Source organism: Streptomyces sp. NPDC029151, from assembly GCF_055564315.1.
Map to the genome: position 1 here is coordinate 80,718 of NZ_JBVHWQ010000006.1, position 24,978 is coordinate 105,695.

The 24,978-nt window shown below is 71.5% G+C and carries 23 protein-coding genes, 1 tRNA gene and 1 riboswitch; of the genes, 8 read left to right on the top strand and 16 right to left on the bottom strand.

Annotation, left to right across the window (positions count from 1 at the left end; genetic code table 11):
* The first annotated feature begins 123 nt into the window (after nucleotides 1-123).
* Nucleotides 124-1,341, top strand: a complete 1,218-nt coding sequence (locus ACZ4VF_RS22670; protein WP_467928095.1) for an acetyl-CoA C-acetyltransferase — start codon at nucleotides 124-126, stop codon at nucleotides 1,339-1,341.
* A 283-nt stretch (nucleotides 1,342-1,624) separates the two neighbouring features.
* Entirely contained in the window at nucleotides 1,625-2,443 is an 819-nt protein-coding gene (locus tag ACZ4VF_RS22675) for a hypothetical protein (protein ID WP_467928096.1), read from the top strand.
* A gap of 10 nt (nucleotides 2,444-2,453) precedes the next feature.
* Here the strand turns inward: ACZ4VF_RS22675 and ACZ4VF_RS22680 are convergent, their stop codons facing one another.
* Nucleotides 2,454-2,765, bottom strand: coding sequence for a hypothetical protein (locus ACZ4VF_RS22680; RefSeq protein ID WP_467928097.1), 312 nt, complete (start codon nucleotides 2,763-2,765; stop codon nucleotides 2,454-2,456).
* A 99-nt stretch (nucleotides 2,766-2,864) separates the two neighbouring features.
* Here ACZ4VF_RS22680 and ACZ4VF_RS22685 point away from each other — a divergent pair, with 99 nt between their 5' ends.
* Nucleotides 2,865-3,095: a DUF4287 domain-containing protein gene (locus ACZ4VF_RS22685; RefSeq protein ID WP_467928099.1), complete on the top strand. Its 231-nt coding sequence runs from the start codon at nucleotides 2,865-2,867 to the stop codon at nucleotides 3,093-3,095.
* A 66-nt stretch (nucleotides 3,096-3,161) separates the two neighbouring features.
* Here the strand turns inward: ACZ4VF_RS22685 and ACZ4VF_RS22690 are convergent, their stop codons facing one another.
* Nucleotides 3,162-4,022 carry a Bax inhibitor-1/YccA family protein gene (locus tag ACZ4VF_RS22690; protein ID WP_467928100.1) on the bottom strand — a complete coding sequence of 287 codons (861 nt, stop codon included), beginning with the start codon at nucleotides 4,020-4,022 and terminating at the stop codon, nucleotides 3,162-3,164.
* A 526-nt stretch (nucleotides 4,023-4,548) separates the two neighbouring features.
* Nucleotides 4,549-4,632 (bottom strand) — tRNA-Leu (locus ACZ4VF_RS22695).
* A 390-nt stretch (nucleotides 4,633-5,022) separates the two neighbouring features.
* Between ACZ4VF_RS22695 and ACZ4VF_RS22700 the strand changes: the two genes are divergently transcribed.
* Both ACZ4VF_RS22700 and ACZ4VF_RS22705 read left to right on the top strand, forming a co-directional pair.
* Nucleotides 5,023-5,793, top strand: coding sequence for an ABC transporter ATP-binding protein (locus tag ACZ4VF_RS22700; protein ID WP_467928101.1), 771 nt, complete (start codon nucleotides 5,023-5,025; stop codon nucleotides 5,791-5,793).
* Nucleotides 5,793-8,321 (top strand): ABC transporter permease, encoded by a 2,529-nt coding sequence (locus ACZ4VF_RS22705; RefSeq protein WP_467928102.1) that lies wholly within the window; start codon nucleotides 5,793-5,795, stop codon nucleotides 8,319-8,321. Before ACZ4VF_RS22700 ends, ACZ4VF_RS22705 begins: the two co-directional genes overlap by 1 nt.
* 93 nt (nucleotides 8,322-8,414) lie before the next feature.
* Here the strand turns inward: ACZ4VF_RS22705 and ACZ4VF_RS22710 are convergent, their stop codons facing one another.
* A complete protein-coding gene (locus ACZ4VF_RS22710; protein ID WP_467928104.1) occupies nucleotides 8,415-9,707 on the bottom strand; it encodes a class I SAM-dependent methyltransferase in 1,293 nt (430 codons plus the stop codon).
* A gap of 298 nt (nucleotides 9,708-10,005) precedes the next feature.
* Between ACZ4VF_RS22710 and ACZ4VF_RS22715 the strand changes: the two genes are divergently transcribed.
* Nucleotides 10,006-10,665, top strand: coding sequence for a hypothetical protein (locus ACZ4VF_RS22715; RefSeq protein WP_467928105.1), 660 nt, complete (start codon nucleotides 10,006-10,008; stop codon nucleotides 10,663-10,665).
* Between the two features lie 90 nt (nucleotides 10,666-10,755).
* Here ACZ4VF_RS22715 and ACZ4VF_RS22720 read toward each other — a convergent pair whose 3' ends face one another.
* Nucleotides 10,756-12,135 (bottom strand): NAD(P)/FAD-dependent oxidoreductase, encoded by a 1,380-nt coding sequence (locus ACZ4VF_RS22720; protein WP_467928106.1) that lies wholly within the window; start codon nucleotides 12,133-12,135, stop codon nucleotides 10,756-10,758.
* 675 nt (nucleotides 12,136-12,810) lie between these two features.
* On the opposite strand from ACZ4VF_RS22720, the gene ACZ4VF_RS22725 reads away from it, so the two are divergent.
* Nucleotides 12,811-13,083: a type II toxin-antitoxin system Phd/YefM family antitoxin gene (locus ACZ4VF_RS22725; RefSeq protein WP_137302729.1), complete on the top strand. Its 273-nt coding sequence runs from the start codon at nucleotides 12,811-12,813 to the stop codon at nucleotides 13,081-13,083.
* The gene (locus tag ACZ4VF_RS22730; protein WP_467928109.1) at nucleotides 13,080-13,349 is read left to right on the top strand and encodes a type II toxin-antitoxin system RelE family toxin; all 270 of its coding nucleotides are present in this window, start codon (nucleotides 13,080-13,082) and stop codon (nucleotides 13,347-13,349) included. Before ACZ4VF_RS22725 ends, ACZ4VF_RS22730 begins: the two co-directional genes overlap by 4 nt.
* Nucleotides 13,350-13,353: 4 nt before the next feature.
* On the opposite strand, the gene ACZ4VF_RS22735 is transcribed toward ACZ4VF_RS22730, so the two are convergent.
* From ACZ4VF_RS22735 to ACZ4VF_RS22785, 11 genes are all read right to left on the bottom strand, one after another.
* Nucleotides 13,354-14,295 (bottom strand): Ppx/GppA phosphatase family protein, encoded by a 942-nt coding sequence (locus ACZ4VF_RS22735; RefSeq protein ID WP_467928110.1) that lies wholly within the window; start codon nucleotides 14,293-14,295, stop codon nucleotides 13,354-13,356.
* A complete protein-coding gene (locus ACZ4VF_RS22740; RefSeq protein WP_467928111.1) occupies nucleotides 14,292-14,828 on the bottom strand; it encodes a DUF501 domain-containing protein in 537 nt (178 codons plus the stop codon). The genes ACZ4VF_RS22735 and ACZ4VF_RS22740 overlap by 4 nt, the downstream gene beginning before the upstream one ends.
* A gap of 47 nt (nucleotides 14,829-14,875) precedes the next feature.
* Nucleotides 14,876-15,352 (bottom strand): FtsB family cell division protein, encoded by a 477-nt coding sequence (locus tag ACZ4VF_RS22745; protein ID WP_467928112.1) that lies wholly within the window; start codon nucleotides 15,350-15,352, stop codon nucleotides 14,876-14,878.
* A 103-nt stretch (nucleotides 15,353-15,455) separates the two neighbouring features.
* Nucleotides 15,456-16,751 carry a phosphopyruvate hydratase gene (gene eno, locus ACZ4VF_RS22750; RefSeq protein ID WP_467928114.1) on the bottom strand — a complete coding sequence of 432 codons (1,296 nt, stop codon included), beginning with the start codon at nucleotides 16,749-16,751 and terminating at the stop codon, nucleotides 15,456-15,458.
* 336 nt (nucleotides 16,752-17,087) lie between these two features.
* Nucleotides 17,088-17,801 (bottom strand): transglycosylase family protein, encoded by a 714-nt coding sequence (locus tag ACZ4VF_RS22755; RefSeq protein WP_467928115.1) that lies wholly within the window; start codon nucleotides 17,799-17,801, stop codon nucleotides 17,088-17,090.
* Nucleotides 17,802-17,805: 4 nt separating this feature from the next.
* Nucleotides 17,806-17,981, bottom strand: a riboswitch (cyclic di-AMP (ydaO/yuaA leader).
* A 184-nt stretch (nucleotides 17,982-18,165) separates the two neighbouring features.
* Nucleotides 18,166-19,245: a transglycosylase family protein gene (locus tag ACZ4VF_RS22760; RefSeq protein WP_467928116.1), complete on the bottom strand. Its 1,080-nt coding sequence runs from the start codon at nucleotides 19,243-19,245 to the stop codon at nucleotides 18,166-18,168.
* Between the two features lie 167 nt (nucleotides 19,246-19,412).
* Nucleotides 19,413-20,684: a cytochrome P450 family protein gene (locus ACZ4VF_RS22765; RefSeq protein WP_467928118.1), complete on the bottom strand. Its 1,272-nt coding sequence runs from the start codon at nucleotides 20,682-20,684 to the stop codon at nucleotides 19,413-19,415.
* 203 nt (nucleotides 20,685-20,887) lie between these two features.
* Entirely contained in the window at nucleotides 20,888-21,910 is a 1,023-nt protein-coding gene (locus ACZ4VF_RS22770; protein WP_467928119.1) for a nucleoside triphosphate pyrophosphohydrolase, read from the bottom strand.
* A gap of 88 nt (nucleotides 21,911-21,998) precedes the next feature.
* Nucleotides 21,999-22,649: a SurA N-terminal domain-containing protein gene (locus tag ACZ4VF_RS22775; RefSeq protein ID WP_467928120.1), complete on the bottom strand. Its 651-nt coding sequence runs from the start codon at nucleotides 22,647-22,649 to the stop codon at nucleotides 21,999-22,001.
* A 139-nt stretch (nucleotides 22,650-22,788) separates the two neighbouring features.
* Complete coding sequence (locus ACZ4VF_RS22780) at nucleotides 22,789-24,303, bottom strand: protein kinase domain-containing protein (RefSeq protein ID WP_467928625.1); 1,515 nt, start codon at nucleotides 24,301-24,303, stop codon at nucleotides 22,789-22,791.
* A gap of 17 nt (nucleotides 24,304-24,320) precedes the next feature.
* Nucleotides 24,321-24,965 (bottom strand): hypothetical protein, encoded by a 645-nt coding sequence (locus tag ACZ4VF_RS22785; protein ID WP_467928122.1) that lies wholly within the window; start codon nucleotides 24,963-24,965, stop codon nucleotides 24,321-24,323.
* Nucleotides 24,966-24,978: the final 13 nt, after the last annotated feature.

The following is a 24,978-nucleotide window of genomic DNA, read 5'->3' on the forward strand; positions in this document are numbered from 1 at the left end:
CCGCAGCCAAGCAAGCGCTTAGACAATTGCGGTCAGTGTCACACCGCCACACCGATGACCTGGGCCATACGTACGGGTAACTTCCCAAGCGGCCCTGCCCAACCCCCTTCCACTGGAGCCGTGATGCCCGAAGCCGTCATCGTCTCGACCGCCCGCTCCCCCATCGGCCGCGCGAACAAGGGCTCCCTGAAGGACCTGCGCCCCGACGACCTCACCGCCACGATCATCCAGGCCGCGCTCGCCAAGATCCCCGAGCTGGACCCCCGGGACATCGACGACCTGATGCTCGGCTGCGGCCTCCCCGGCGGCGAGCAGGGCCACAACCTCGGCCGGATCGTCGCCGTGCAGATGGGCATGGACCACCTGCCGGGCTGCACGATCACCCGCTACTGCTCCTCCTCCCTGCAGACCTCCCGCATGGCGCTGCACGCCATCAAGGCCGGCGAGGGGGACGTCTTCATCTCGGCCGGTGTCGAGATGGTCTCCAGCTACCGCAACGGCAGCTCCGACATGCCGGGCACCTACAACCCGCTGTTCGCCGAGGCGCAGGCCCGCACCGAGGCCGTCGCCCGGCAGGAGGGCACGACCTGGCACGACCCGCGCGAGGACGGCCTGCTGCCCGACCCGTACATCGCCATGGGCCAGACCGCCGAGAACCTGGCCCGCGCCAAGGGCGTCACCCGCCAGGAGATGGACGAGTTCGGCGTCCGCTCGCAGAACCTCGCCGAGGAAGCCATCAAGAACGGCTTCTGGGAGCGCGAGATCACCCCGGTCACGCTGCCCGACGGCACGGTGGTCAGCAAGGACGACGGCCCGCGCGCCGGCGTCACCCTGGAGGGCGTGCAGGGCCTGAAGCCGGTGTTCCGCCCGGACGGTCTCGTCACCGCCGGCAACTGCTGCCCGCTGAACGACGGCGCCGCCGCGCTCGTCATCATGTCCGACACCAAGGCCCGCGAACTGGGCCTGACCCCGCTCGCCCGGATCGTCTCCACCGGCGTCTCCGGCCTCTCCCCCGAGATCATGGGCCTCGGTCCGGTCGAGGCGAGCAAGCAGGCCCTCCAGCGCGCCGGCCTGACCATCGACGACATCGACCTGGTCGAGATCAACGAGGCCTTCGCCGCCCAGGTGATCCCGTCGTACCAGGAGCTCGGCATCGACCTCGACAAGCTGAACGTCAACGGCGGCGCCATCGCCGTCGGCCACCCCTTCGGCATGACCGGCGCCCGCATCACCGGCACCCTCATCAACTCGCTCCAGTGGCACGACAAGCAGTTCGGCCTGGAGACGATGTGCGTCGGCGGCGGCCAGGGCATGGCGATGGTCATCGAGCGCCTCAGCTGACGCACCGTCCGTAGCGAACCCCGCACGGTACGTCGCAGAAGGGCCCAGAACCCAGGAAACACCACGGTTCTGGGCCTTTTCGTGATCCAATCTCCCCCAGGATGTGACCTATCTCGCTAGCCTGAGGCATCAACGCAGGTCAGAGCGGTTCACCAGGGCGTACGGCGAGACGGCAGACCCAAAGTCCTGTCCGTTTCGTGACGTTACGCACTGACAGCTGGATAGTCCGCCCTTCAAGCTGATGTAGGAAGTCGGGGGTCGACTTGGAACCGGGAGTACGTCAGTGAGCGCCATGCCTATCGCCCTGCTGCTCACCACGGCAGCCACCGGCGCCGTGGGCGTCGCCGTCCTGCGCACCGTTCTGAAGCTGCGCCGCCAGCTCACCGAGCTGCAGCGGCAGCTCGCCGAGGACCAGGCGGCCACGGCACGCGCCCTGCTGCCGAACGCCCGTACCACCGCCGACGCCGAGCAGATACGCGCGGCCGTGGCCGCGGCGCTCGCCGAGGAGCGGGAGCGCGAGCTGGCCGAGGCCCGTGCCTTCTGGGCGGCGCAGGAGGCCCGCGACGCCTCGGACGCGCCCTCGCTGTTCGGCCTGCCCGAGGCGGACGTCTTCCTGCCCCGGCAGGCGGACTTCGCCGGCCTGGAGCCGCTGGAGCCGGTGTCCGAGCCGAGCGGCGACGCCGAGGACTTCGCCGGCGGCACGCCCTCGGGCGCCCCGGCCGCAGACTCCCCGGAACTGGCCGCGGCCCGCCGCCGGCACCCCTCGCACCCCGACTTCGTCCCGGTGCAGTCGCCCGCGGTCAACGACCACGAGCGCACGGTGACCACCCTGGAGGAGCTGGCCGCCGACCGCGTCGCGCTCTCCGACGTCCGCCCCGGCCCGCTCGGCACCCTCGACGTCTACGTCTTCGCCGACGGCACCACCCTCTGTATGACCCCGGGCCACCGCGAGACGGCGGAACGCCTGGCGGCGGCCCTGGAGTCGGGCGCGTCCCCGTACCTCCTGGGCGGCTCGGGCATCTCGGGCGCGTACACGCTGACGTTCGCGTGCGGCGAGGAGACGGTCTACATCCTGGCGGACCGCGTCATCGCCTCCCTGTAGGACGGCGCCCTCAGACCCCCGCCCGCTGCCGGGCCTCCTCCACCAGCCGCACCGCCTCGGCGACCTGGTCCTCGCTGCGCACCGCGACCGCGAGGTCGTGCGCGGCCACGAGGATCTGATCGGCGGCGGCGAACATCCCGGCGTCCGGCATCTCCCGGGGCTCGCGCCCCGGCTCCTCCATCAGCTGGGCCCGCCGGGAGAGTTCCCTGGCCACGGCCAGGGCCTCGGCGGCGGCGCCGCGTTGGAGCCGGCTCTGCGGAGCCGCCCGCAACCGGTCGGCGAAGTGATCCACTGCTTGGGTCAGGGGCGTCGTATCAACCACCAGCCGAGCGTAACGCGCCGCACTGTTGCCAATACCCGGACGCTCAGGCACGGTGACGTGAAGGACCGGCTTACATCCCCTTTGCGTTCGGAGGCGCCGATGTCCCACGTCTTGTCCGAGGAGACCCACCGCAACCTGCTCGCCCGCATCCCGCACTGCACCGGTCGTGAGATCTCCGACTGGCTGCGCACCGTCGAAGAAGGCCCGGCGCTCTTCCGCTTCGAGGAGAAGGTCAGCTGGCTCCGGCACGAGTACGACCTGGCGTACGGCCACGCGAAGGCGATCGTGCACGAGTACGACCTGAGGAGGGCGGCGCGCAAGCTGCTCTGAACGGCACGGGGCCCCGGGCGGATCGCCCGGGGCCCTGCCGTTGCCGTTGCCGTCGGCGGGGACGCGCTAGTCGTTGCTGCTGAAGATCGCGACCAGCCGCAGCATCTCCACGTAGATCCACACCAGGGTCATGGTGAGGCCGAACGCGGCCAGCCAGGACTCGTTGCGCGGTGCGCCGTAGGCGATGCCGTCCTCGATCTGCTTGAAGTCCAGCGTGAGGAAGAACGCGCCGAGCAGGATCGCGATGACGCCGACGAGCGCGCCGAGCGGCCCGAAGCTGCGCAGCCCGCCGTCCTCGGCGACGCCGAACGCGACCAGCAGCAGGTTGATCGCCATGACCACCATGAAGGCGATCGCGATGGCCATGCCGATGCGGGCGTAGCGCGCGGTGACGCGGATCCAGCCAGCCTTGTAGACCAGAAGGGTGGCACCGGAGACCGCCATGGTGCCGAGCACCGCCTGGAAGGGCGCGCCGCTCCACCGGCTGTTGAACATCTCGCTGAAGACGCCGAGGAAGACGCCCTCGAAGGCGGCGTACCCGAGGATCAGCGCGGGGGACGGGGTGCGCTTGAAGCTCTGGACCATCGCCAGGACGAACGCGACGAGCGCGGCGCCGACGGCCAGGCCGTAGCTGGTGCCCGAGACCGGCAGGAGCGTCCAGGCGAGGACGGCTCCGACGGCGACCGTGCCGAGCGTGAGGGCCGAGCGGACGACGACGTCGTCCATGGTCATCCGGTCGGTGGTGGCCGGGGCCTGGGGCGGGGCGCCGTGCTGGACGTCACCCTGCGCGTACGGGTTCTGGGCGTAGGGGTTCTGCGCGTAGGGGTTGCCCTGTGCGTACCCGGCCTGCGGTGCGGTGTTGAAGCCGGCGTAGCCGTTGTCGCGGCTGAACCCCCGTCGCGAGAAGACCGGGTTGCTGCTCCTCATTTCACTCCTCCATGGCTGCCGAGTGCAGCCTTGGCTCAAGAGTAATGGATTGGCAAAGGATCGACCATGATACTTGAGGAGGATCTTTCCGTGTGGATCTTCCCTCTGTGGCTCTTTCCCCTGTCGTGCTGGGCAACACGCTACGCGCGAGGCCGATTCCCGGCTACGGACGGACGGCCGACCGGGCGGGAACCCCGTGCACCCCTCGGCCGGCCCGGTCCCGGGCGGGCGGGAGGCGGGCGTCGAAGGCGGTGGCGTCCGGGGCGCTCCTCGGCGCCGGCGGGCGGCACGGCGCGGGCCGCGTACCCGGCGAGGGACGGCCGGCCGTGCCGCGTCCGCTCGCGCACGGAGGAGGGCATCGGTGTGCCCGGCAAGAGGTGCACGCCCGGCGCGGCCGGCCCCGAGGCGATCAGCGCCGATCGGGTGGCCGGGATGCCCGCCGTCCTCGCCGACGCCGTGTCGTGGACAGGCTCGCCGGACCGGCTTCACTCGGCTCTCGGTGAGCGGCGGAGACAAGGGAAAAAGGTGCCCGGAGCCGGACTCGAACCGGCACGCCCGCGAAGGGGCAGCGAGGTTTAAGCTCGCCGTGTCTGCATTCCACCATCCGGGCAGGCCATGGGCTCCGCTGCGAGGTTCGAGCCTATCGGGACCCATCCCTCGAACAGCGGACGGGTGGACCGATGTTGTCTTATTTTATTGACGTCTGAGGGTGCATCAGCCGACGGAACTCGCCATCCGCACTTGCCAATAGCCTGACGTGAGGGCTTTGCGCGCGTACGCGAAATGACGGAATTTCACCGTCCGAACGAGGGTGTTCCACCTGTTCTCCGTCCGGTGGGCGTCAGGGTCGCCCGTCCTCCCCAGGTATGACACCGGGCCGCTCCGTCCGACCCGAGTCGCCCCCCGGAACCGGAACAGCGACTGACTCCACGCGCACCGAACGCCGGGACGATGGATCGGTCCCCACGAAAAGACGTCGTACCGACAGGAGCACCCTCCCGTGACCACCACACCCACCGCCGGCCGGACCACCGCCGTGGCCGCACGCGCCACGGAGCTGTCGAAGATCTACGGGCAGGGTGAGACCCGGGTGGTCGCCCTGGACCGGGTCTCCGTCGACTTCCGGGCCGCCGAGTTCACCGCGATCATGGGGCCGTCCGGCTCCGGCAAGTCCACGCTGATGCACTGCGTGGCCGGGCTGGACACCTTCTCCTCCGGGTCCGTCCGGATCGGGGACACCGAGCTGGGGTCCCTGAAGGACAAACAGCTCACCAAGTTGCGCCGGGACAAGATCGGCTTCATCTTCCAGGCCTTCAACCTGCTGCCCACGCTGACCGCCCTGGAGAACATCACCCTCCCGATGGACATCGCCGGGCGGAAGCCGGACAAGGCGTGGCTGGACCGGGTCATCCAGATGGTCGGGCTGTCCGGGCGGCTCAGCCACCGGCCCTCCCAGCTCTCCGGCGGCCAGCAGCAGCGCGTGGCCGTCGCCCGCGCCCTCGCCTCCCGCCCCGAGATCATCTTCGGTGACGAGCCGACCGGAAACCTGGACTCCCGCTCCGGGGCGGAGGTCCTCGGCTTCCTGCGCAACTCCGTGCGCGAGCTCGGCCAGACCGTCGTCATGGTCACCCACGACCCGGTGGCCGCCGCCTACGCCGACCGCGTGGTCTTCCTGGCCGACGGGCGGATCGTCGACGAGATGCACGGCCCGACCGCCGACTCCGTCCTCGACCTGATGAAGCAGTTCGACGCGAAGGGCCGTACCAGCTGATGTTCCGCACCGCCCTGCGCAACGTCCTCGCGCACAAGGCCCGGCTCCTGATGACCGTGCTCGCCGTCATGCTCGGCGTGGCGTTCGTCTCCGGGACGCTGGTCTTCACCAACACCATCTCCGACGCCTACCAGAAGAGCTCCGCCAAGGGCTTCGACCGCGTCGACGTCGCCGTACAGCCCCAGTACCAGGAGTCCGAGGGCGACAAGGTCGGCACGACGCCCCGGCTGACCCGGGCCCTGCTCGACAAGGCCGCCAAGGTCCCCGGCGCCGCCTCCGCCACCGGTGTCGTCACCGGCTTCACCGCCCTCGCCGACAAGGACGGCAAGCTCGTCGGCGGCGACTGGCAGTCCGCCGGCGGCAACTACTGGGGCGCCGAGGACCCGCGGTACCCGCTGGTCAGCGGGCACGCCCCGCGCGACAGCCACGAGGTGGCGATCGACTCCGCGACCGCGAAGCGGGCCGGCTACCAGGTCGGCGACACCGTGCGCCTCTCCGTCGACGGCCCGGTCCTCACCCCCACCGTCAGCGGCATCTTCACCACCGACGACGGCAACGTCGCCGCCGGCGGCAGCCTCACCCTGTTCGACACGGCGACCGCGCAGTCCCTGTTCGGCAAGAAGGGCACGTACGACGAGATCGACGTGCAGGCCGCCCCGGGCACCAGCCAGGCGGCGCTCAAGGCCGCGCTGGACAGGACCCTGCCCGCGAAGCTGGTGGACACCACCACCGGCGAGCAGCTCGCCGACGACCAGGCCGAGGCGATCTCCTCCTCCATGAGCAGCCTGAAGCAGGGCCTGCTGGTGTTCGCCGGCATCGCCCTGTTCGTCGGCACGTTCATCATCGCCAACACCTTCACCATGCTGGTCGCCCAGCGCACCCGCGAGCTGGCCCTGCTGCGGGCGGTCGGCGCCTCCCGCCGCCAGGTCACCCGCTCGGTGCTGATCGAGGCGTTCGCGGTCGGCGCGGTCGCCGGTGTGACCGGCCTCGCCGCCGGTGTCGGCATCGGCGCGGGCCTGCGCTCCCTGCTGGGCTCCTTCGGCGCGAGCGTGCCGGACGGGCCGCTGGTGATCAGCCCCGGCACGGTGGTCACCGCCCTCGCGGTCGGCGTCCTCATCACGATGCTGGCCGCCTGGCTGCCCGGCCGCCGGGCCGCGAAGATCCCGCCGGTCGCGGCGATGAGCAGCGTCCACGCCAAGGCCACGGCCAAGTCGCTGGTGCTGCGCAACACGCTGGGCTCGCTGTTCGCGGCGGCCGGCGTCGCGGTGGTCCTCGCGGGCACGCGGATGAACGCCGACACCGGCCAGGGCGCGATGGGCATCGGCGCGGTCCTGCTCATCATCGGCGTGTTCATCCTGACCCCGCTGCTGTCCCGCCCGCTGATCGCCGCCGCCGCGCCGGTGCTGCGCGCCTTCGGGGTGTCGGGCAAGCTGGCCCGGCAGAACTCGGTGCGCAACCCGCGCCGTACCGCGGCCACCGCCTCCGCGCTGATGATCGGCCTGACCCTGATCACCGGCATGACGGTGATGGCGGGCAGCCTGCAGCAGTCCATCGACAAGATGGCCAGCTCGGCGATCCGCGCCGACTACGTCGTCTCGATGGCCAACCGCGGGCCGCTCTCCCCCGAGGTGGAGAAGAAGCTCGCCGCCGACGACGAGGTCACCACCAGCAGCCCGCTGCGCAACGCCGCGTCCCGCGTCGACGGCGGCACGGAGTACCTGACCGGTGTCGACGGCGCGGCCATCGGCAGGCTGACCGACCTGAAGGTCACCGACGGCTCCTTCACGGTGGGCGGCACGCGGGTCGTCGTGGACGAGGACCGGGCCGAGAAGCACGGCTGGAAGGCCGGCTCCCGGTTCACCGCGCACTTCGAGGACGGCAAGGCGCGGCGGCTGACGGTCGCGGGGGTCTACGAGGGCAACGACATGCTCAACGGGATCATCCTCGACAACAAGGTCGTCACCCCGCACCTGAGCGACCCGGCCGACATGCAGGTCATGGTCAAAACCGCGCACGGCGCCTCCGACGCGGTCAAGGACCGGCTGGAGCGGACCCTCGGCACCAACCCGGCGATCAAGGTCCAGGACAAGCAGGACATCTCCAACGAGATCGCGCAGATGTTCACGCTGATGCTGAACATGGTCTACGGCCTGCTCGGCATGGCGGTGATCGTCGCGGTGCTCGGTGTGATCAACACACTGGCCATGTCCGTCTTCGAGCGGGCGCAGGAGATCGGCATGCTGCGCGCGATCGGCCTGGACCGCAGGGCGGTCAAGCGGATGGTCCGCCTGGAGTCCCTGGTGATCTCCCTGTTCGGCGGGGTGCTGGGCATCGGCCTGGGCGTGTTCTTCGGCTGGGCGGCCGGCGAACTGCTGGGCACCAAGATGCCGACGTACGAGCTGGTGCTGCCCTGGGGCCGGATGGCGGTGTTCCTGCTGCTGGCGGGCGCGGTCGGCGTCCTGGCCGCCCTGTGGCCGGCCCGCCGCGCGGCCCGGCTGAACATGCTGACGGCCATCAAGGCCGAGTAGGCGGAGCACGACGGGCGGACGGTCGTACGACGGTGAAGGGGGCCCCTCGGGAAGGGGCCCCCTTCGCCGTACCGCCGGCGGTCGTACCGCTCGTCAGCCGTGCCAGGTGCGCGGCCGCAGCGGGAGACCGGAGGCGCCGGACTGCGGGGTGCGGATCGCGAGGACCTGGTTGACACCGATGCTGTTGCGTTCGAAGGCGAGCGCGGAGGCGGCCATGTACAGCCGCCAGACCCGGGCCCGGCCCGGGCCCGCGAGCTGGATCGCGCGGTCCCAGTCGGACTCCAGGTTGGTGACCCAGCGGCGCAGGGTGCGGGCGTAGTGCTCGCGGATGGACTCCACGTCCCGGACCTCGAAACCGGCCCGTTCCAGCTGGGTGACGGTGGTGCCGATGGGGGCGAGTTCGCCGTCCGGGAAGACGTAGGAGTCGATGAACGCGTCGACCTCGTACGCCGACTCGTCGGAGCGCGGACGGCGGGCGATCTGGTGGTTGAGCAGCCGGCCGCCGGGCTTCAGCAGGTCGTGCAGCCGGCGGGCGTACTCCAGGTACTTCTCCGCGCCGACGTGTTCGGCCATGCCGATGGAGGAGATCGCGTCGAAGGGGCCGTCCGTGACGTCCCGGTAGTCCTGGACCCTGATCTCCACCCGGTCGGTCAGTCCCTCGTCGGCGACGCGCTTGCGGGCGTACGCCGCCTGCTCCTGGGACAGCGTGACGCCGACGACGCTCACACCGTGCTCGCGGGCCGCGTGGATGGCCATGGAGCCCCAGCCGCAGCCGACGTCCAGCAGCCGCTGACCCTCCCTCAGGCCGAGCTTCGCGCAGACGAGTTCGAGCTTGTCGCGCTGGGCGGTCTCCAGGGTCCCGTCGTCCTCCCAGTAGGCGCAGGAGTACACCATGGAGGGACCGAGGACGATCTCGTAGAAGTCGTTGCCGACGTCGTAGTGGTGGCTGATGGCCCGACGGTCCGTGTGGCGCGTGTGCAGATTGCGGCGGGGCCTGCGGATCTCCTCGCGCGGCGGGGCGGGCGGGATCGGCGGGCCGGCCAGTTTCAGCAGCTCGCGGACGGCGGCCCGGACAGCGGGATCGCGCACGGCCTGGGCGACGCTGCGGGCGTCCTCACCGCGCTCCCAGACGAGGCCCGCCATCGCGTCGAGTGTGGCGTACAGGTCGCCCTCGACGTCCAGGTCACCGGAGACCCAGGCGCGGGCGAGGCCCAGCTCGCCCGGTTTGAACAGCATGCGGCGCAGGGCGCGGCGGTTGCGCACGACGAGCGCCGGCGCGTCCGGCGGGCCCGCCTGCGAGCCGTCCCAGGCCTTCAGGCGTACCGGGAGCGGGGTCCCCAGCACCTGCTCGGCAAGACTCCTCAGCCGCTGCGCGGCTTCGGCCATGGCGCACACCTCCGTCTTGAGACGTCTGACACCGTCTACCGGCAAACGATCGCCTACGCCGAGCTCATTCCCCTCCGTATACGGACGCCGACACTCCGCGTCCATGTCGGCCGGACTTCGCCGCCGGACCACCCGTGCGGCGGGGGCGGACGGGCGGGGCGCGCGATTGTGGGCCGGACGCCGGGCCGGGTCAAGTCCCGAGTGCGCGTGCCACGGGAAGCCGGGGCATGACCCGCCCCCGGGCCCCGGGTCGTAATGGAGACATCCCCACTCCCCCTCTTCCAAGGATGTGATTCAGATGACCCGTCTCTCCCGCCTCCAGCGCCTCAGCCTCTTCGCCGCCTCCGCCACGGTGGTCACCGGCGGTGTGCTGCTGCCCGGCACCGCGTTCGCCGCCCCGGCGTCACACACCGCGGCCGTCACCGACGTCACCGCGCAGTGGACGCAGACCACGGACTCCCCGAGCGGCATCTCGGTCCAGCTTCCGGGCAAGGCCGAGGCCCAGAAGTCCAACAGCGACGGCGTGAGCAGCCGCTGCTATGCGGTGCGTACCCCCTACGGGGTCATCGGCTTCACCGTCGAGGAGGTGCCCGGCACGGATGCGTCCGCTCCGTGGGACCTCGAGGGCAGTCTCAAGGCGAACCTCGACAACTACAACTCCGGCTCCACGCCCGCCGCCGCCAAGCTGCACAGCACCGACGTCAAGGAGGGTGTCACCGCGGACGGCCACCGGGAGCTGACTGCGGAGCTGACGGCGCCCGACGGCACCAGGGGCCACATCCACTTCATCGACCAGGGCAAGTACCTGGTCACCGTGGTCACGCTCTCCCCGAACGGGCACCAGGCCCAGATGGACCGTGACCAGCAGCGCGCCACGGACAGCGTCAAGGCGCCGGACAGCCATCAGGCGCAGTCCGACGGGGACAACCGGTCCACCGAGGCCCCGCGCTCCCTCTGAGCGGCCGTGAACGACCGCACACAGCCCGAAGGGGCCGCCCGCACCACGGATGGCGGGCGGCCCCTTCGGGCCGGGCTGGCGGGCCTGGGGTCAGGAGGCCTTGGCCTTCTCCTCGGGCTTGCTCGCGGCGACCGGCGCCGGCTTGGCGGCCTCGTAGAACTCCTCGCGGGGATTCTCCATGGCGCCCAGCGACACGACCTCGCGCTTGAGGAACATGCCGAGGGTCCAGTCGGCGAAGACGCGGATCTTGCGGTTCCAGGTCGGCATCGCCATGCCGTGGTAGCCACGGTGCATGTACCAGGCGAGGCGGCCCTTGAGCTTGATCTTCATCTTGCCCATGACGATCATCGCCACGCCCTTGTGCAGGCCGAGACCGGCGACCGCACCCTTGTTGGCGTGCTCGTACTCCTTCTGCGGGAAGCCCCGCATGCCGGAGACCACGTTGTCGCCGAGCACCCTGGCCTGGCGCAGCGCGTGCTGGGCGTTCGGCGGGCACCAGGCGTTCTCGTTGCCCGCCTTGCGGCCGACGAGGTCCGGGACCTGTGCGTTGTCACCGGCGGCCCAGATGTAGTCCGTGCCCTTGACCTGGAGCGTGGGCTCGCAGTCGACGTGGCCGCGCGGGCCGAGGGGCAGACCGAAGCGGGCGAGGGCCGGGTTCGGCTTGACGCCGGCCGTCCACACGATCGTGTTGGAGTCGACCTCGAGGCCGTTCTTCAGCACGACGTGGCCGTCGACGCAGGAGTCCATCGAGGTGGAGAGGTAGATCTCCACGCCTCGGCCCTCGAGGTGCTCCTTGCCGTACTGGCCGAGCTTCGGGCCGACCTCGGGAAGGATCTTGTCGGCGGCGTCGACCAGGATGAAGCGCATGTCCTCGCGGGACACGTTCTTGTAGTACTTGGCGGCGTCCCGGGCCATGTCCTCGACCTCGCCGATGGTCTCCGCACCCGCGAAGCCACCGCCGATGAAGACGAAGGTGAGCGCCTTGCGGCGGATCTCCTCGTCGGTCGTGGAGTCGGCCTTGTCCAGCTGCTCCAGCACGTGGTTGCGCAGGCCGATGGACTCCTCGATGCCCTTCATGCCGATGCCCTGCTCGGCGAGGCCGGGGATCGGGAAGGTGCGGGAGACCGCGCCCATCGCGATGACCAGGTAGTCGAAGGGCAGCTCGTACGCCTCGCCCACCAGCGGGGCGATCGTGGCGACCTTGCGGTCCTGGTCGATGGTGGTGACCCGGCCGGTGAGGACCTCCGCCTTCGGCAGCACGCGTCGCAGCGGGACGACGACATGGCGAGGGGAGATGTTGCCGGCGGCGGCTTCGGGGAGGAAGGGCTGGTAGGTCATGTACGACCGGGGGTCGACGACCGTGACGGTCGCCTCGCCGTAGCGCATCTTCTTGAGAATGCGCCGAGCTGCGTACAGGCCTACGTACCCACCGCCTACTACGAGGATCCTGGGACGCTCCGTGGTGCTCATGCCATCGAGTATCCACCCGCCGTCCGGGGGTCGCTCGTGCGCCCCTTCACAAGGTCCGACAGGCCCTGTGTTAAACTCCGCGGCCCGCGTGACGCAGGTCATGCGGGTGACGGGGAACCGGAGGGCGCTTCGCCCCGTTGTCAAGGCCGCGTGAGCTGCCTCTCCGGGTCGCGGGGGTGGCCGTGAGGGTGTCGTGACACCCCCGGAACAACCCCTTCTGCACCCCTTCCACACCCTCCGTCTGAACATGTTCAAACGGCACGTGACCCCCCGGAAGGGCCAAGAGACCCCCTTCCGGGACCCGGCTGCGGGGATTTCCTTGTGAAGAACTTCACGAAGTTTCCCGCGCCGGTACGACCAAGGGCCCCTCAAGGGGGCCCCGGCGCCGCTCAAACGGTATCCAACCTGCTCAGCAGATGGCTACCGATGAGTAATAAAAGAGAGCCACGCCACCGCTCAGGACTGGGTGCCGGCTCGGGGTCGGAAACCACCGGGTCGCCTACCGGATCGACGATGGTGAGCTCCTCGTCCTCGTCGTCAAGGCAGGCGACCGGCGAAACGTCTGCCGCGACTTGTAAGCGGTCAGGCCAGAGACCAGGCGATGCCGTCGAGGATCGCTCACGAACGCGACTCTCGGAACGGGCATGTGTACACGTGAGTGCGTACACTGACCTCATGACTGAGAACACCGTGACCGTACGGGAAGCCCGCGCGCACCTCGCCGACCACATCAACCGGGCCGAGGAAGGCGTTCCGACCGTCATCACGCGCAACGGCGCTCCGGTGGCCGCCGTAGTCCCGATTGCGGACTTCGAAGCTCTGGAGGAAGCGGCCGACGTCATGCTGGCTCGCGAAGCCGAAGCGGTCCTGGCCGAGGGCGGCCCCACGGTGACGATGGCGGAACTGCTGGCAGACCTGTTCACCGAACAGGACGGCGAAGCGGCGTGAAGTACGCCTTCCGGTTCACCGCGGCGGCGCAACGGCAGCTCCGGGCCATCAGCCGGCCCGACGCCATGCGCATCCTGACCGCGCTGACCGCACTCGGTGACGACCCGTACCGCCAGGACGCCGACGTCAAGAAGCTCACCGGCCCGTCCGGCCTCTACCGGCTCCGGGTCGGAAACCACCGGGTCGCCTACCGGATCGACGATGGTGAGCTCCTCGTCCTCGTCGTCAAGGCAGGCGACCGGCGAGAGGTGTACCGCGACTCGTAGGCGGTCAGGCCAAAGACCAGGCGATGCCGTCGAGGATGTCGTGCTCGCTCACGACGACCTCCTCCGCGCCGGTCCGCTCCATGATCGCGAGCAGGACGAGGGCGCCCGCACCGATGACGTCCACCCGGCCCGGGTGCATGGACGGGACCGCGGCGCGCTCGGCGTGCGTGGAGCGCAGCAGCCACTCGGTGATCTCGCGGACGCGGTCCCGGGAGATCCGGGAGTGGTGGATGCGCGCGGAGTCGTAGGCGGGCAGCTCCTGGGCGATCGCGGACACCGTGGTGACGGATCCGGCCAGGCCCACCAGGGTGTGCGCCTCGCGCAGCGGGACCGTCCGCTCGGCGAGGTCCAGGGCGGCCTCGATGTCGGCCCGTACGGCGGCGATCTGCTCCTCGGTGGGCGGGTCGCTCACCCGGCCCTCGTGCACCAGGTGCCGCTCGGTCATCCGCACGCAGCCGACGTCCACCGACCGGACGGCGCGCACGTGGTCGTCGCCGACGACGAACTCCGTGGAGCCGCCGCCGATGTCCACGACCAGGTAGGGGCGGGTCAGGTCGGCGCGGCCGGCGAGTTCCCTCGTGGCGCCGGTGAAGGAGAACTCGGCCTCCTGGTCGCCGGTGATGACCTCCGGCTCGACCCCGAGGATGTCCAGCACGCCCCGGACGAAGTCGTCCCGGTTCTCGGCGTCGCGGGAGGCGGAGGTGGCGACGAAGCGGAGCCGCTCGGCGCCGTACTCCTTGACGACGGCCGCGTACTCGCGGCAGGCCGCGAAGGTGCGCTCCAGCGCCTCGGGGGCGAGCCGGCCGGTGCGGTCGACGCCCTGGCCGAGCCGCACGATGGTCATCCGGCGGTCCAGCTCCGTCAGTTCGCCCGTCTCCGGGTCGGCGTCGGCGACCAGCAGGCGGATGGAGTTGGTGCCGCAGTCGACGGCGGCGACGCGGGTCACCTCTGCTCCCCCTCGGTCTCGTCGGACGTCACGCACGCGCCCTTGCGCCACCACTCCGGCAGCATCGCCAGGGCCTCGTCGCCGAGCGGGTTCACCCCGGGGCCGGCGGCCAGCGAGTGGGCGACGAGCACGTGCAGGCACTTGACCCGGTCCGGCATGCCGCCGGCGCTCGGGAAGCCCTGGAGGACCTCGATCTCGTCCCGGCGCCGGACGTAGTCCTCGTGCGCGGCCCGGTAGGCGGCGGCCAGCTCGGGGTCGCTCTGCAGCCGCTCGGTCATCTCCTTCATCACGCCGTTCGCCTCGAGCGTGCCGATGGCGGAGGACGCCTTCGGGCACGTCAGGTAGTACAGCGTCGGGAAGGGCGTGCCGTCGGGCAGGCGGGGTGCCGTCTCCACGACGTCCGGCTGACCGCACGGGCAGCGGTGCGCGATGGCCCTCAGGCCCCGCGGCGGGCGGCCCAGCTGCTGCTTGAAGGCCTCTACGTCCGCGTCGGTGGGCTCGGTGCGCGGAGTGGGCGGCGGAGGCGTTTCCATGACTGCTTTCAGAGTGGCTTTCTGGTCGTACCGGCCGTGTCGCCGGCTCACTGGTCGGAGGCGTCGGACTTGTCGACGCCGTCCCAGACGTTCGCGTACCAGGGCCGGTGGGCGGCCCCGAGGTCGGCGCGGGACTGCTTGGCCGCGCCCGGGTCGATGACCACGTACCCGGTCTCGCCGGGCCTCACGTAGTGCAGCCGGCGGCGGATCTGCTGCTCGGCGTAGGCGTCGTCCTGCCAGCGCGCCTTCAGGTCGCGCAGCTGCTCGACGCGCTCGCGCGCCTGCTCCCGCTGCCGCCGGAGGTCGGCGATCTCCGCGCGCTGGGAGACGTACTGCCGCATCGGGTAGGCGAGGGCGACGATCAGGGAGCAGAGCACCAGCGCGAGCAGGGCCGCGCGGCCGGTGAGCCGGGAGCGGCGGGCCTGCCGCTTCGTCTGGGAGCGGTAGACCCGGGCGGCCGTCTGCTCGCCGAGCAGCCGCAGCCTGGTCGCGGTGGAGAACCGGTCACGGTCCTTCACTGCCATCTTCCCCGCCTCCCGTTCACACACGCGCGTACGTCCCCGGACACGGTACGGGACCGGGTGCGGGGACGTACGTACGACTGGCTAGGCCTTACGCCAGGTTGGCTCAGCCCTTGGAGACCGCGCCGCGGAAGCGCGGGAACGCGCTGCGGCCGGCGTAGACCGCGGCGTCGTCGAGGATCTCCTCGATGCGCAGCAGCTGGTTGTACTTGGCGACGCGCTCGGAGCGGGCCGGGGCGCCGGTCTTGATCTGGCCGCAGTTGGTGGCGACGGCCAGGTCGGCGATGGTGACGTCCTCGGTCTCGCCGGAGCGGTGGGACATCATGCACTTGAAGCCGTTGCGCTGGGCCAGCTCGACGGCGTCCAGCGTCTCGGTCAGCGAGCCGATCTGGTTGACCTTGACCAGCAGGGCGTTGGCGGCGCCCTCCTCGATGCCGCGGGCCAGGCGCTCGGGGTTGGTGACGAACAGGTCGTCACCGACGAGCTGGACCTTGTCACCGAGCTTGTCGGTGATGGTCTTCCAGCCCTCCCAGTCGTCCTCGAACAGCGGGTCCTCGATGGAGACCAGGGGGTACGCCTCGACCAGCTCGGCGTAGTACTCGGTCATCTCGGCGGCCGTGCGCTCCTTGCCCTCGAAGAGGTAGGAGCCGTCCTTGTAGAACTCGGACGCGGCGACGTCGAGGGCGAGCGCGATCTGCTCGCCGGGGGCGTAGCCGGCCTCCTTGATCGCCTCCAGGATGAGGTCGAGCGCCTCGCGGTTGGAGCCGAGGTTCGGGGCGAAGCCGCCCTCGTCGCCGAGGCCGGTGGACAGGCCCTTGTTCTTCAGGACCTTCTTCAGCGTGTGGTAGACCTCGGTGCCCCAGCGCAGGGCCTCGGAGAAGGACTCCGCGCCGATCGGGGCGATCATGAACTCCTGGATGTCCACGTTGGAGTCGGCGTGCGAGCCGCCGTTCAGGATGTTCATCATCGGCACCGGCAGCAGGTGCGCGTTCGGGCCGCCCAGGTAGCGGAAGAGGGGCAGGTCGCTGGCCTCGGAGGCGGCGTGGGCGACGGCGAGCGAGACGCCGAGGATGGCGTTGGCGCCGAGGGAGCCCTTGTTGTCGGTGGCGTCCAGGTCGAACATGGCCTGGTCGATCAGGCGCTGCTCGGTGGCGTCGTAGCCGACCAGCTCCGGGCCGATCTGCTCGATCACGGCGAGGACGGCCTTCTCGACGCCCTTGCCCTGGTAGCGGTTGGGGTCACCGTCGCGCAGCTCGATGGCCTCGAAGGCGCCGGTCGAGGCGCCGGACGGGACGGCGGCACGACCCGTGCTGCCGTCGTCGAGGCCGACCTCGACCTCGACCGTGGGGTTGCCTCGGGAGTCCAGGATTTCCCGGGCTACGACGACGTCGATGGACGGCACGAGCATCTCCTTCTTGGATGTGACGCTGGAAGTGCGGGCTGGGTGCCTTACGGCTGTGCCTTGCGACTAGAGCCTAACCGTCCCGGGGGCGTCGGCCACCGACCGACCGTCCCGTGGACATGCCGACCGTACCTTTTGTTTCTGCGCCAAACAAAGGGCTTCGGGGAGCTCGGTGCTCCCGGGCAGAAAAAAACCCGCCCCGGTGCGTACGGGGGAACACGCACCGGGGCGGGGGGCCCGTGGGGACGGGGGGTGGCCCGCACGGGGTCTCAGGGGGCCGGGCGGGCCCGGGGGACCCGCCCGGGGAGGGCCGCGGGGGTCCGCCGGCCGCTCCTCTTACTTCAGGTGCAGCTGCTGGCCCGGGTAGATGAGGTTGGCGTCCTGGACGATGTCCTTGTTCAGCTCGAACAGCTTCTGCCAGCCGCCCTTGACGCCGTTCTTCGCGGCGATGGCACCGAGGGTGTCACCCGTGACGACCTTGTACTCGCCGTCGCCCTTCTTGACCTTCTTGCCGGTCGGGGTGGTGACGGTCTTCTCCGTCGACGGGGCGGTCCGGGTGGTGGAGCGGGTGGTGGACTGCTGGTCGGTGGAGCGGGTGGCGGCGGAGCCGGTGCCGCTGCCCGAGCCGCCGGTGCCGCCCGAGGTCGAGGGGGCGCTCGGGGCGGAGCCGTTGTACGGGGTACCGGACAGGCCCGTGCCGCATACCGGCCAGGCGCCCTTGCCCTGCGCGGCCAGCACCTTCTCGGCGACCGAGATCTGCTGCGACTTGGAGGCCTGGTCGGCGGTGGCGGCGTACTGCGTGCCGCCGTACGCGGACCAGGTGGAGGCGGAGAACTGCAGACCGCCGTAGTACCCGTTGCCGGTGTTGATGGACCAGTTGCCGCCGGACTCGCACTGGGCGACCTTGTCCCACTCGGCGGTGGTGGCGGCGGAGGCGTTGCCGGCCGCCATCAGCGGGGCGGCGACGGCCGCGCCGGTGACACCGGCGAGCGCGATGGCCCGGGTGGCCTTGGACGGACGACGGTGCTTGCCCTTGCCGGTAAACAGCATGGATCGATCCCCTCACCGACGCCTGCGAGGTGAGCTGTCGGGTTCGGGCCGGTTGAGTTGCCCGGCCGCGCTCCCGCTTGCGCGGAAGTCGCGGCTTCACCCCCAGCCGGTCCCAGCCTCAACTGCTGGTCCCGGCGCCTACCTTGGGTCCCCCGCTCCTGCCTACGGCGCTTGACGCGACGACTGTTCCCGGGTGGGCCGCTGGCAGGATTCGGCGTTGCGACCGCCGGGGCTCGTGGTGACGAGCGGCCTCGACCGTAGACACGCGCCGCGCGGAATTTCAAAGACGATCAGGGCTTCTGAGACTCATCCCACACTTTCGCCAAACCGGACATTACGGCGTCAAATGGGGCGTCAACTCCGCCTAGTTCGCGTCCGTTTCACCCGCGACGTCCAGCGTCTGACCGGCGGCGATGTGATCCGGGTCGGACCCGATGGCCTTCTTGTTGTCCGCGTAGAGCGCGCGCCACCCGCCGTCGACGTCGAGGGAGTCGGCGATGGAGACGAGGGAGTCGCCCTGGCGGACGGTGTACGTGTCCGTCCCGCGGGACGCGTGCCGGCCCGACACGGTGTCGTCCTGACCGTTTGTCACGCTTTCGTCCGCACTCGCCCCGCGGTGACGTCCGCCGCCGAGCGCCCCGGTGTCGACCAGGCTCCAGGAACCGGCGGCCCGCTGCGGGTCGTTCTCGACGCCCGCCTCCGGGGTGGCGGGGGCGGAGCCGTCACCGGGCGCGCTGGAGCCACCGGCGCCCGGCGAGGCGGACTTGTCGGACTTGGGGGTGTTGGTCCCCGCGGAGTCGGCGTCCGCACCGGCGTGCTTGCCCGGCTTGCCGGTCGGCGTGGTCGCCGGATCCGTGGACGATCCGGCGCCGGAGCCGGAGTTGGCGTCGGGGCCGGCACCGGTGGAGGACGGCGAATCCGGCGAACCGGACGCACCGGAGCCGTCGGAGGACCCCGAAGTGCCGGAAGTTCCGGAGGTGTCGGACTTCTCGGTCGATCCGGACGTCCCGCCCGAACCGCTCTTGTCGCCGGAGCCGCCGACACCCGTGTCGACGTCCACGGAACCCGAGTCGGTCGTCAGGCCGGACAGCAGGGCGCAGGTGGCCCACGGGGCGGTGCCCTTGTCGGCGAGGATCTTCTCGGCGACGGCGATCTGCTGGTTGCGGCTGGCCTGGTCGGGGCTGGCCGCGTACTGGCCGCCGCCGTACGCGTTCCAGTCCTCCTGGGAGATCTGGAGGCCGCCGTAGTAGCCGTTGCCGGGGTCGGCGCTCCAGGAGCCGCCGCTCTCGCACTCGGCCACCTTGTCCCACGTGCCGCCGTCGGCCGCGCTGGCGCTCGCCGCGCCGAGGAGCGGGATGGCGATGGCGGAGCCGGTCACTCCGGCCGCGACGAGGAGGGCAGGGGCCTGGCGGGGGCGACGGTGTCGACCGTTCCCGGAGAGCATGCAGAAGCCTTTCGAGCGACAGCAGGGCCGACGCGGCGGACGGAGCGGGTCGCCGCGCTGATGGGTGAACGTATAGGCAGACGATCACTTGTCACAAGTTCATGCCGCGCAGATCACGTGAAGATCACAGAGTTGAACGTCGTTCTTTTCCTCTGGAGGGCCTGTGGTCAGGCCGTGGGCGTGAACTCGACGGGCAGGGTGCGCAGGCCGCGCATGATGAGTCCGCCGCGCCAGCGCAGCTCGGCCGGATCGGCGGCGAGGCGCAGGTCCGGCAGGCGGGTGAGCAGGGTGGCGAGCGCGGTCTGGCCCTCCAGGCGGGCGAGCGGCGCGCCCAGGCAGTAGTGGATGCCGTGGCCGTAACCGAGGTGCTGGTTGTCACGGCGGCCGAGGTCCAGCACGTCCGGCTCGGCGAACCGCTCCGGGTCCCGGTCGGCGGCGGCGAGGACGACGAGCACCGGGTCGCCCGGCGCGATGTCCTGCCCGCCGATGGTGAGCGGCTCGGTGGCGAACCGCCAGGTGGCCAGCTCCACCGGGCCGTCGAAGCGCAGGAGTTCCTCGACTCCCGTCTCCAGCAGGTCCCGTTCGCCGCGGGCCAGGGAGGTCTGGAGCCGCGCGCGCTGGTCGGGGTGGGTGAGCAGGGCGTAGGTTCCGTTGCCGATGAGGTTGACGGTCGTCTCGAAGCCGGCGAACAGCAGGATGAAGGCCATGGCGGCGGCCTCGTTCTCGGTGAGGTGCTCGCCGTGGTCGGAGGCGCGGATGAGGCCGGAGATCAGGTCCTCGCCGGGCGTGGGCGCGGCGGGCAGCGCCTCCCGCTTCCGGTGGATCAGCTCGGCGAGGTAGCCGCGCATCTTCTTCACCGACCGGGCGACCCCGCCCCGGGGGCCTCCGCCGTGCCGGATCATCATGCCCGCCCAGTCCCGGAAGTCGTCCTGGTCCTCGCGCGGGACGCCGAGCAGGTCGCAGATGGCGTAGATGGGCAGCGGGAAGGCGAAGTCGTGGATGAGGTCGGCGGACCCCGTCTTGGCGAACCGGTCGATGAGGTGGTCGGTCAGTTCCTGCACCCGGGGGGCGAACTCGGCGACCCGGCGCGGGGTGAACGCCTTGCTGACGAGCTTCCTGAGCCGGGTGTGGTCCGGCGGGTCGATGTTCAGCAGGTGTGTCATCAGCTCGGCCTTGCGCTCGCCCGGGATGCCCGTCTTGCCCTTGGCGTGCGCGGGCTCGTCGTGATGCGCCGGGTTCTTGCTCAGCCGCTGGTCGGCCAGGGCCTGCCGGGCATCGGCGTACCGGGTGACCAGCCAGGCCTCGACCCCGCTCGGCAACCGCGTCCGGTGCACGGGGGCGTGCTCGCGCAGCCAGGCGTACGCCGGGTAGGGGTCGGCCGCGAACTCCCAGGTGAAGAGGGCGGGCGCGGACTGGTCGGGGCTGTGCTGCTCGGTCACTCCTCGACGGTATCCGGCCGGGCGGCCCCACCGCGTCCAGGCCTCCGCGCACGGGCCACGGCCGCCCGCTCCAGCATCTCCCCGACCCGCTGCGCCGCGGCCGGTGAGCGGCGGACCGCGGCCGGCAGCGCACGTCTCGGCTCCCGCGACTCGGCTGTCGCGCCGGCTCCCACGCCTCGCACCCGCCCGCCGGAGCAGCGGTACTAACCTGACAGCCCCTCAGCGGCCCGTATCGCGTCCCGGTACGCCCGCGCCGCCGCCCGCAGGGCCGCCTCCGGGTCGACGCCGGCCGCCTCGGCGCGGACCGCCAGCGCCAGCAGTTCGTACCCGATGCCCTCGCCCTCGGGCAGGGGGACCGCCAGGCCCGCCGTGCGGGTGCGGGAGGCGAGCTTGGCGGCGAGGGCCAGGCCGGGCTGGCCGAGCGGGACGCCCTCCGTGACCGAGGCGCGCCGCTTCTCCTCGGCCTTGGTGCGCAGCCAGTGCTCCTTGACGTCCTCCGGGGTCTCGGCCTCCTCGTCACCGAAGACGTGCGGGTGCCGGTGGACGAGCTTGGCGACGATGCCGCCGGCGACGTCGTCGATGGAGAACGGCGCCTCCGGGTCCTCCTCGGCGATCCGGGAGTGGAAGACGACCTGGAGGAGGACGTCGCCCAGCTCCTCGCGCAGCTCCGCGCGGTCGCCGGCCTCGATCGCCTCGACCAGTTCGTACGCCTCCTCGATGCCGTACTTCGCCAGGCCCTGGTGGGTCTGCCGGGAGGACCAGGGGCACTCGGCGCGGATGCGGTCCATGACCTGCACCAGGTCCAGCAGGCGGGCGCCGGGCAGGTCGTAGGAGGCGGGGAGCAGCTCCAGCTCCGGCATGGCGATCCGGCCGGAGCCGGCGAGCCGGGCGAGGCCGTCGGTGAGCGCCGGCTCGCCCTCGCCCGTCGCCACGACCACCACCGTGCGCCCGCCGGCGCAGGCCTCGACCAGCTCCTGCGCGGTGGGGGACGCCTCCGTCACCGCTGTCCCGGCCTCGCGCAGATACGGCAGCTGCGGGTGGGCGCCGTCCGCGCACAGCACGGCGTCGGCGGTGCGCAGGGCCTGCCAGGCGGGCCAGGACAGCAGGCCGGGGGCGACGCGGTGGCTGGTGGTGAGCAGGACGATGCGGCCGGGGGCTTCCTCGCGGGCGTCGGCGCGGAGCTCCGGGCCGCCTGCGGCGCGGGGTTCGGGGCTGGTTTCGTTCACGATTCGAACGTAACCCACGGCGCGAGGAAGCGGATCTCGTTGTCCACAGGGCCGAGAGATCCTGTGATCACGTGATCGTACGACCGGTCTAGGCCGTCACCGGCTGTCCGCCCGCCGTCGTGACCTCCCGCACCCACGGCGTCTCGGCGTCCACCCGGCTGCTCTTCTGCACGTCCCAGGTGCCGTAGCGCGGGTTGAGGTCGACGCGGAGCTCCTCGGACGCCTTGGACAGGGCCTTCCAGAAGGCGGGCCGGCTGGTGTCGGTGCCGAGCTTCTCGGCGAGCTTCTGCGCCTCCAGCTGCAGCCGCAGGTTGTCGTCGAGGCGGGCGGGGGCGATGCCGTACTTCTGGAGCCAGGCCGCCTCCAGGCCCTTGCTGCCGCCGGCCTGCCGCTCCAGGTCCGCGCGCATCTGCTGGATCTCCTTGCGGGTGACCGTGACGGCCTGGTCCTGCGCGGCGCGGTGCAGCACCCGGTCGAGCACCATGTTGTGCAGGGTGTCGCGGGTGAGGCCGCTGGTGGAGGAGACGACCTGCTGGTACTGCGTCTCGTCCGGCACCGTGGCCCGCTGGGCCCGGCGGACCTCCTCGACCCGGTTCTCCAGCTGGGCGACGGTGATCCGCTGCCCGCCGACGACGGCCGCGGCGCCCGGGTGCGCGTCGTCTCCGCAGGCGGTCAGCAGGGGTGCCGCGGCGGCGATCGCGGCGGTGAGGACGAGCGCGGTGCGACGGCGGCGGTGCAAGGAGACCTCCAGAGGGGAGATTGTGCGGCGGTGCACAAGGTCTTGCGGTGATCGATGGTAGGCAGTGGGCAGGCCGCGGCCAACCCATTCGACCAACGATTCGCGCGCCCTTCGGGCACCGCCGGCCGCCGCGCCGGCCTTATCCGCGCACCTGCCCCAGCCACTGCAGCGTCCGCCGGACCTCGACGGCCAGCGGGTGGCCGGGGCCGTGCAGCCGCTCGACGTCCATGACCAGCCGGGCGAGTGTGTCGTGGGCGGCCGACCGGTCGCCGAGGGCCAGCAGCAGGTGGCCGATGCGCCGGCGGACCTCATGGGCGAGCTGCGGGTCCCCGGAGACGTACTGGTTCTCGTAGTACGGCAGCAGCGCGCGGTACTCGGCGAGCGCCGCCGCCGGTTCGCCCAGCTGCTCCAGGCACTGCGCGGCCTCGTAGCGGTAGCGCAGCGACTGCGGGTCGGCCTGGCCGGCCTCGGCGGCGCGTTCGTCGGCGAGCCGGCGCAGTTCCGGAAGCGCGCGCCGGTACTGGCCGTCGTCCATGAGGGTGGCCGCGTACTGCTTGCGTAGCGTGCGCACCACCGGGGAGTGCTCGCCGTGCTGCTCCGCGGCGGCCGGCAGGATCGCGCCCAGGATGTCGACGGCCTGCGTGATGCGGCCCTCCCCCAGCAGGCGCTTGACCTCGTCCACGGCGGCGGCGACGTCGGGCTTCTCGGCCACCGGCGGCGCCGGCGCGACCGGGGCGGGCTGGGGCGCGGGGGTCCGCGCGCGGTCCGGCCAGGGGGCGTGCGGACGCAGGAAGGGGCGCGTGGGGTCCAGGGGCGCCCCGGTGGGCGTCCCGCGCGCGGGCAGGAGCAGCGCCAGGTCCTCGTACACCTCCTGCGCGGACGCCGGCCGGTGCTGCGGGTCCTTGGCGAGCAGCCGCAGCACCAGGGACTCCAGCGCCTCGGGCACCTCGGGGCGGATCCGGCGCACGGGGAGCGGGGGCTCGTACAGGTGCCGGTGCAGCACACCGAGCGCCGTCGAACCGGCGAACGGCACCTCTCCGCTCAGCAGTTCGTGCATCAGCACGCCGAGCGCGTACAGGTCGGTGTACGGGCCGACCGCACCGCCCATCGCCTGTTCCGGCGCCATGTAGGCGGGCGAGCCGATCGGGGAGCCGGTGTGGGTCAGACGCGTGGTGTCGGTGTCCATCACGGACGCCACACCCAGGTCGAGGACGGTGACCAAGCCGTCCTGCTTCACCATCACGTTGCGCGGCTTGAGGTCGCGGTGCACGATCGGCACGGCGTGCACGGCGCTCAGGACGGCGCACAGTTGCGCGGCCACCGCGACGGCCCACGGCCACGGGTACGGGTCGTGCTCGGCGAGGTGGTCGGAGAGGTCGGCGCCGTCGACGTACTGCATGACGAGGAACAGCTCCTCGCCCTCGCTGCCCGCGTCGTGCACCGTCACCAGGCCCGGGTGGTCCACCTGAGCGGTCACCCGGCACTCGCGCACGAACCGGCGGCGCAGCTCGTCCGCCTCCTGGCCCGCCACCTTGTCCGGGCGCAGCAGCTTCACCGCCACGCGCCGGTCGAGCCTGCGGTCGTACGCCGTCCACACCTGGCCCATGCCGCCCTGCCCGATGAGCGTGGACAGTTCGTAACGGCCGGCGACCATGCGCCCCGTCGTCACCGTCACCGTCCGCCCTCGTGGCCGTCCTGCCGGCGCAGGTAGTCGCTCAGCTCGTCCAGCTCGGCCCGCACCTGGTCGATCCGGGCGGGCGCGGGCCGCTGGAGCGGCGGGGTGGCCGGCGGGGGCTGGGGCACGGGGGTGTGCGACACCGGGGGCGGCGGGGTGTGCAGTCCGTTCGGGGTGTGCGGTGCGGTCGCCGGCGTCGCCGTCGGCAGGGCCGGGACGGTCGTCGCGGCGTACGGGGTCACGGGCGCCGGGTAACCGTACGCCGGGGCCGGCGCCCCCTGCGCCGCGTACGCCTGCTGCCGCAGCAGGAAGTACCGGATGTCCGCCGCGAGGTAGTAGGCGATGGCGGCCACGAGCGTGCCGAGCAGGAGCAGGATGCCCACGTAGCCGCCGGTGGTGTGGATCTCGTCACCGGGCTCCATCGCCACCAGCGTGAAGCTCAGGACGTCGGCGGCGAGCACGGCCACGAACAGCCCCCAGTCCAGCGAGCGGCGGGTGACGGCGGCCAGCCGCAGCAGCATCGCCCAGGCCAGGAAGCCGATGGTGAGGATGCCGAGCGCCACGAACAGCACGCGCAGGCAGACCAGCCACGCGGTGTGCGGTGGCTGCTTCACCGGCTGTCCGTAGCCGTGGCCTTGCATGGCTGCTCCCGAT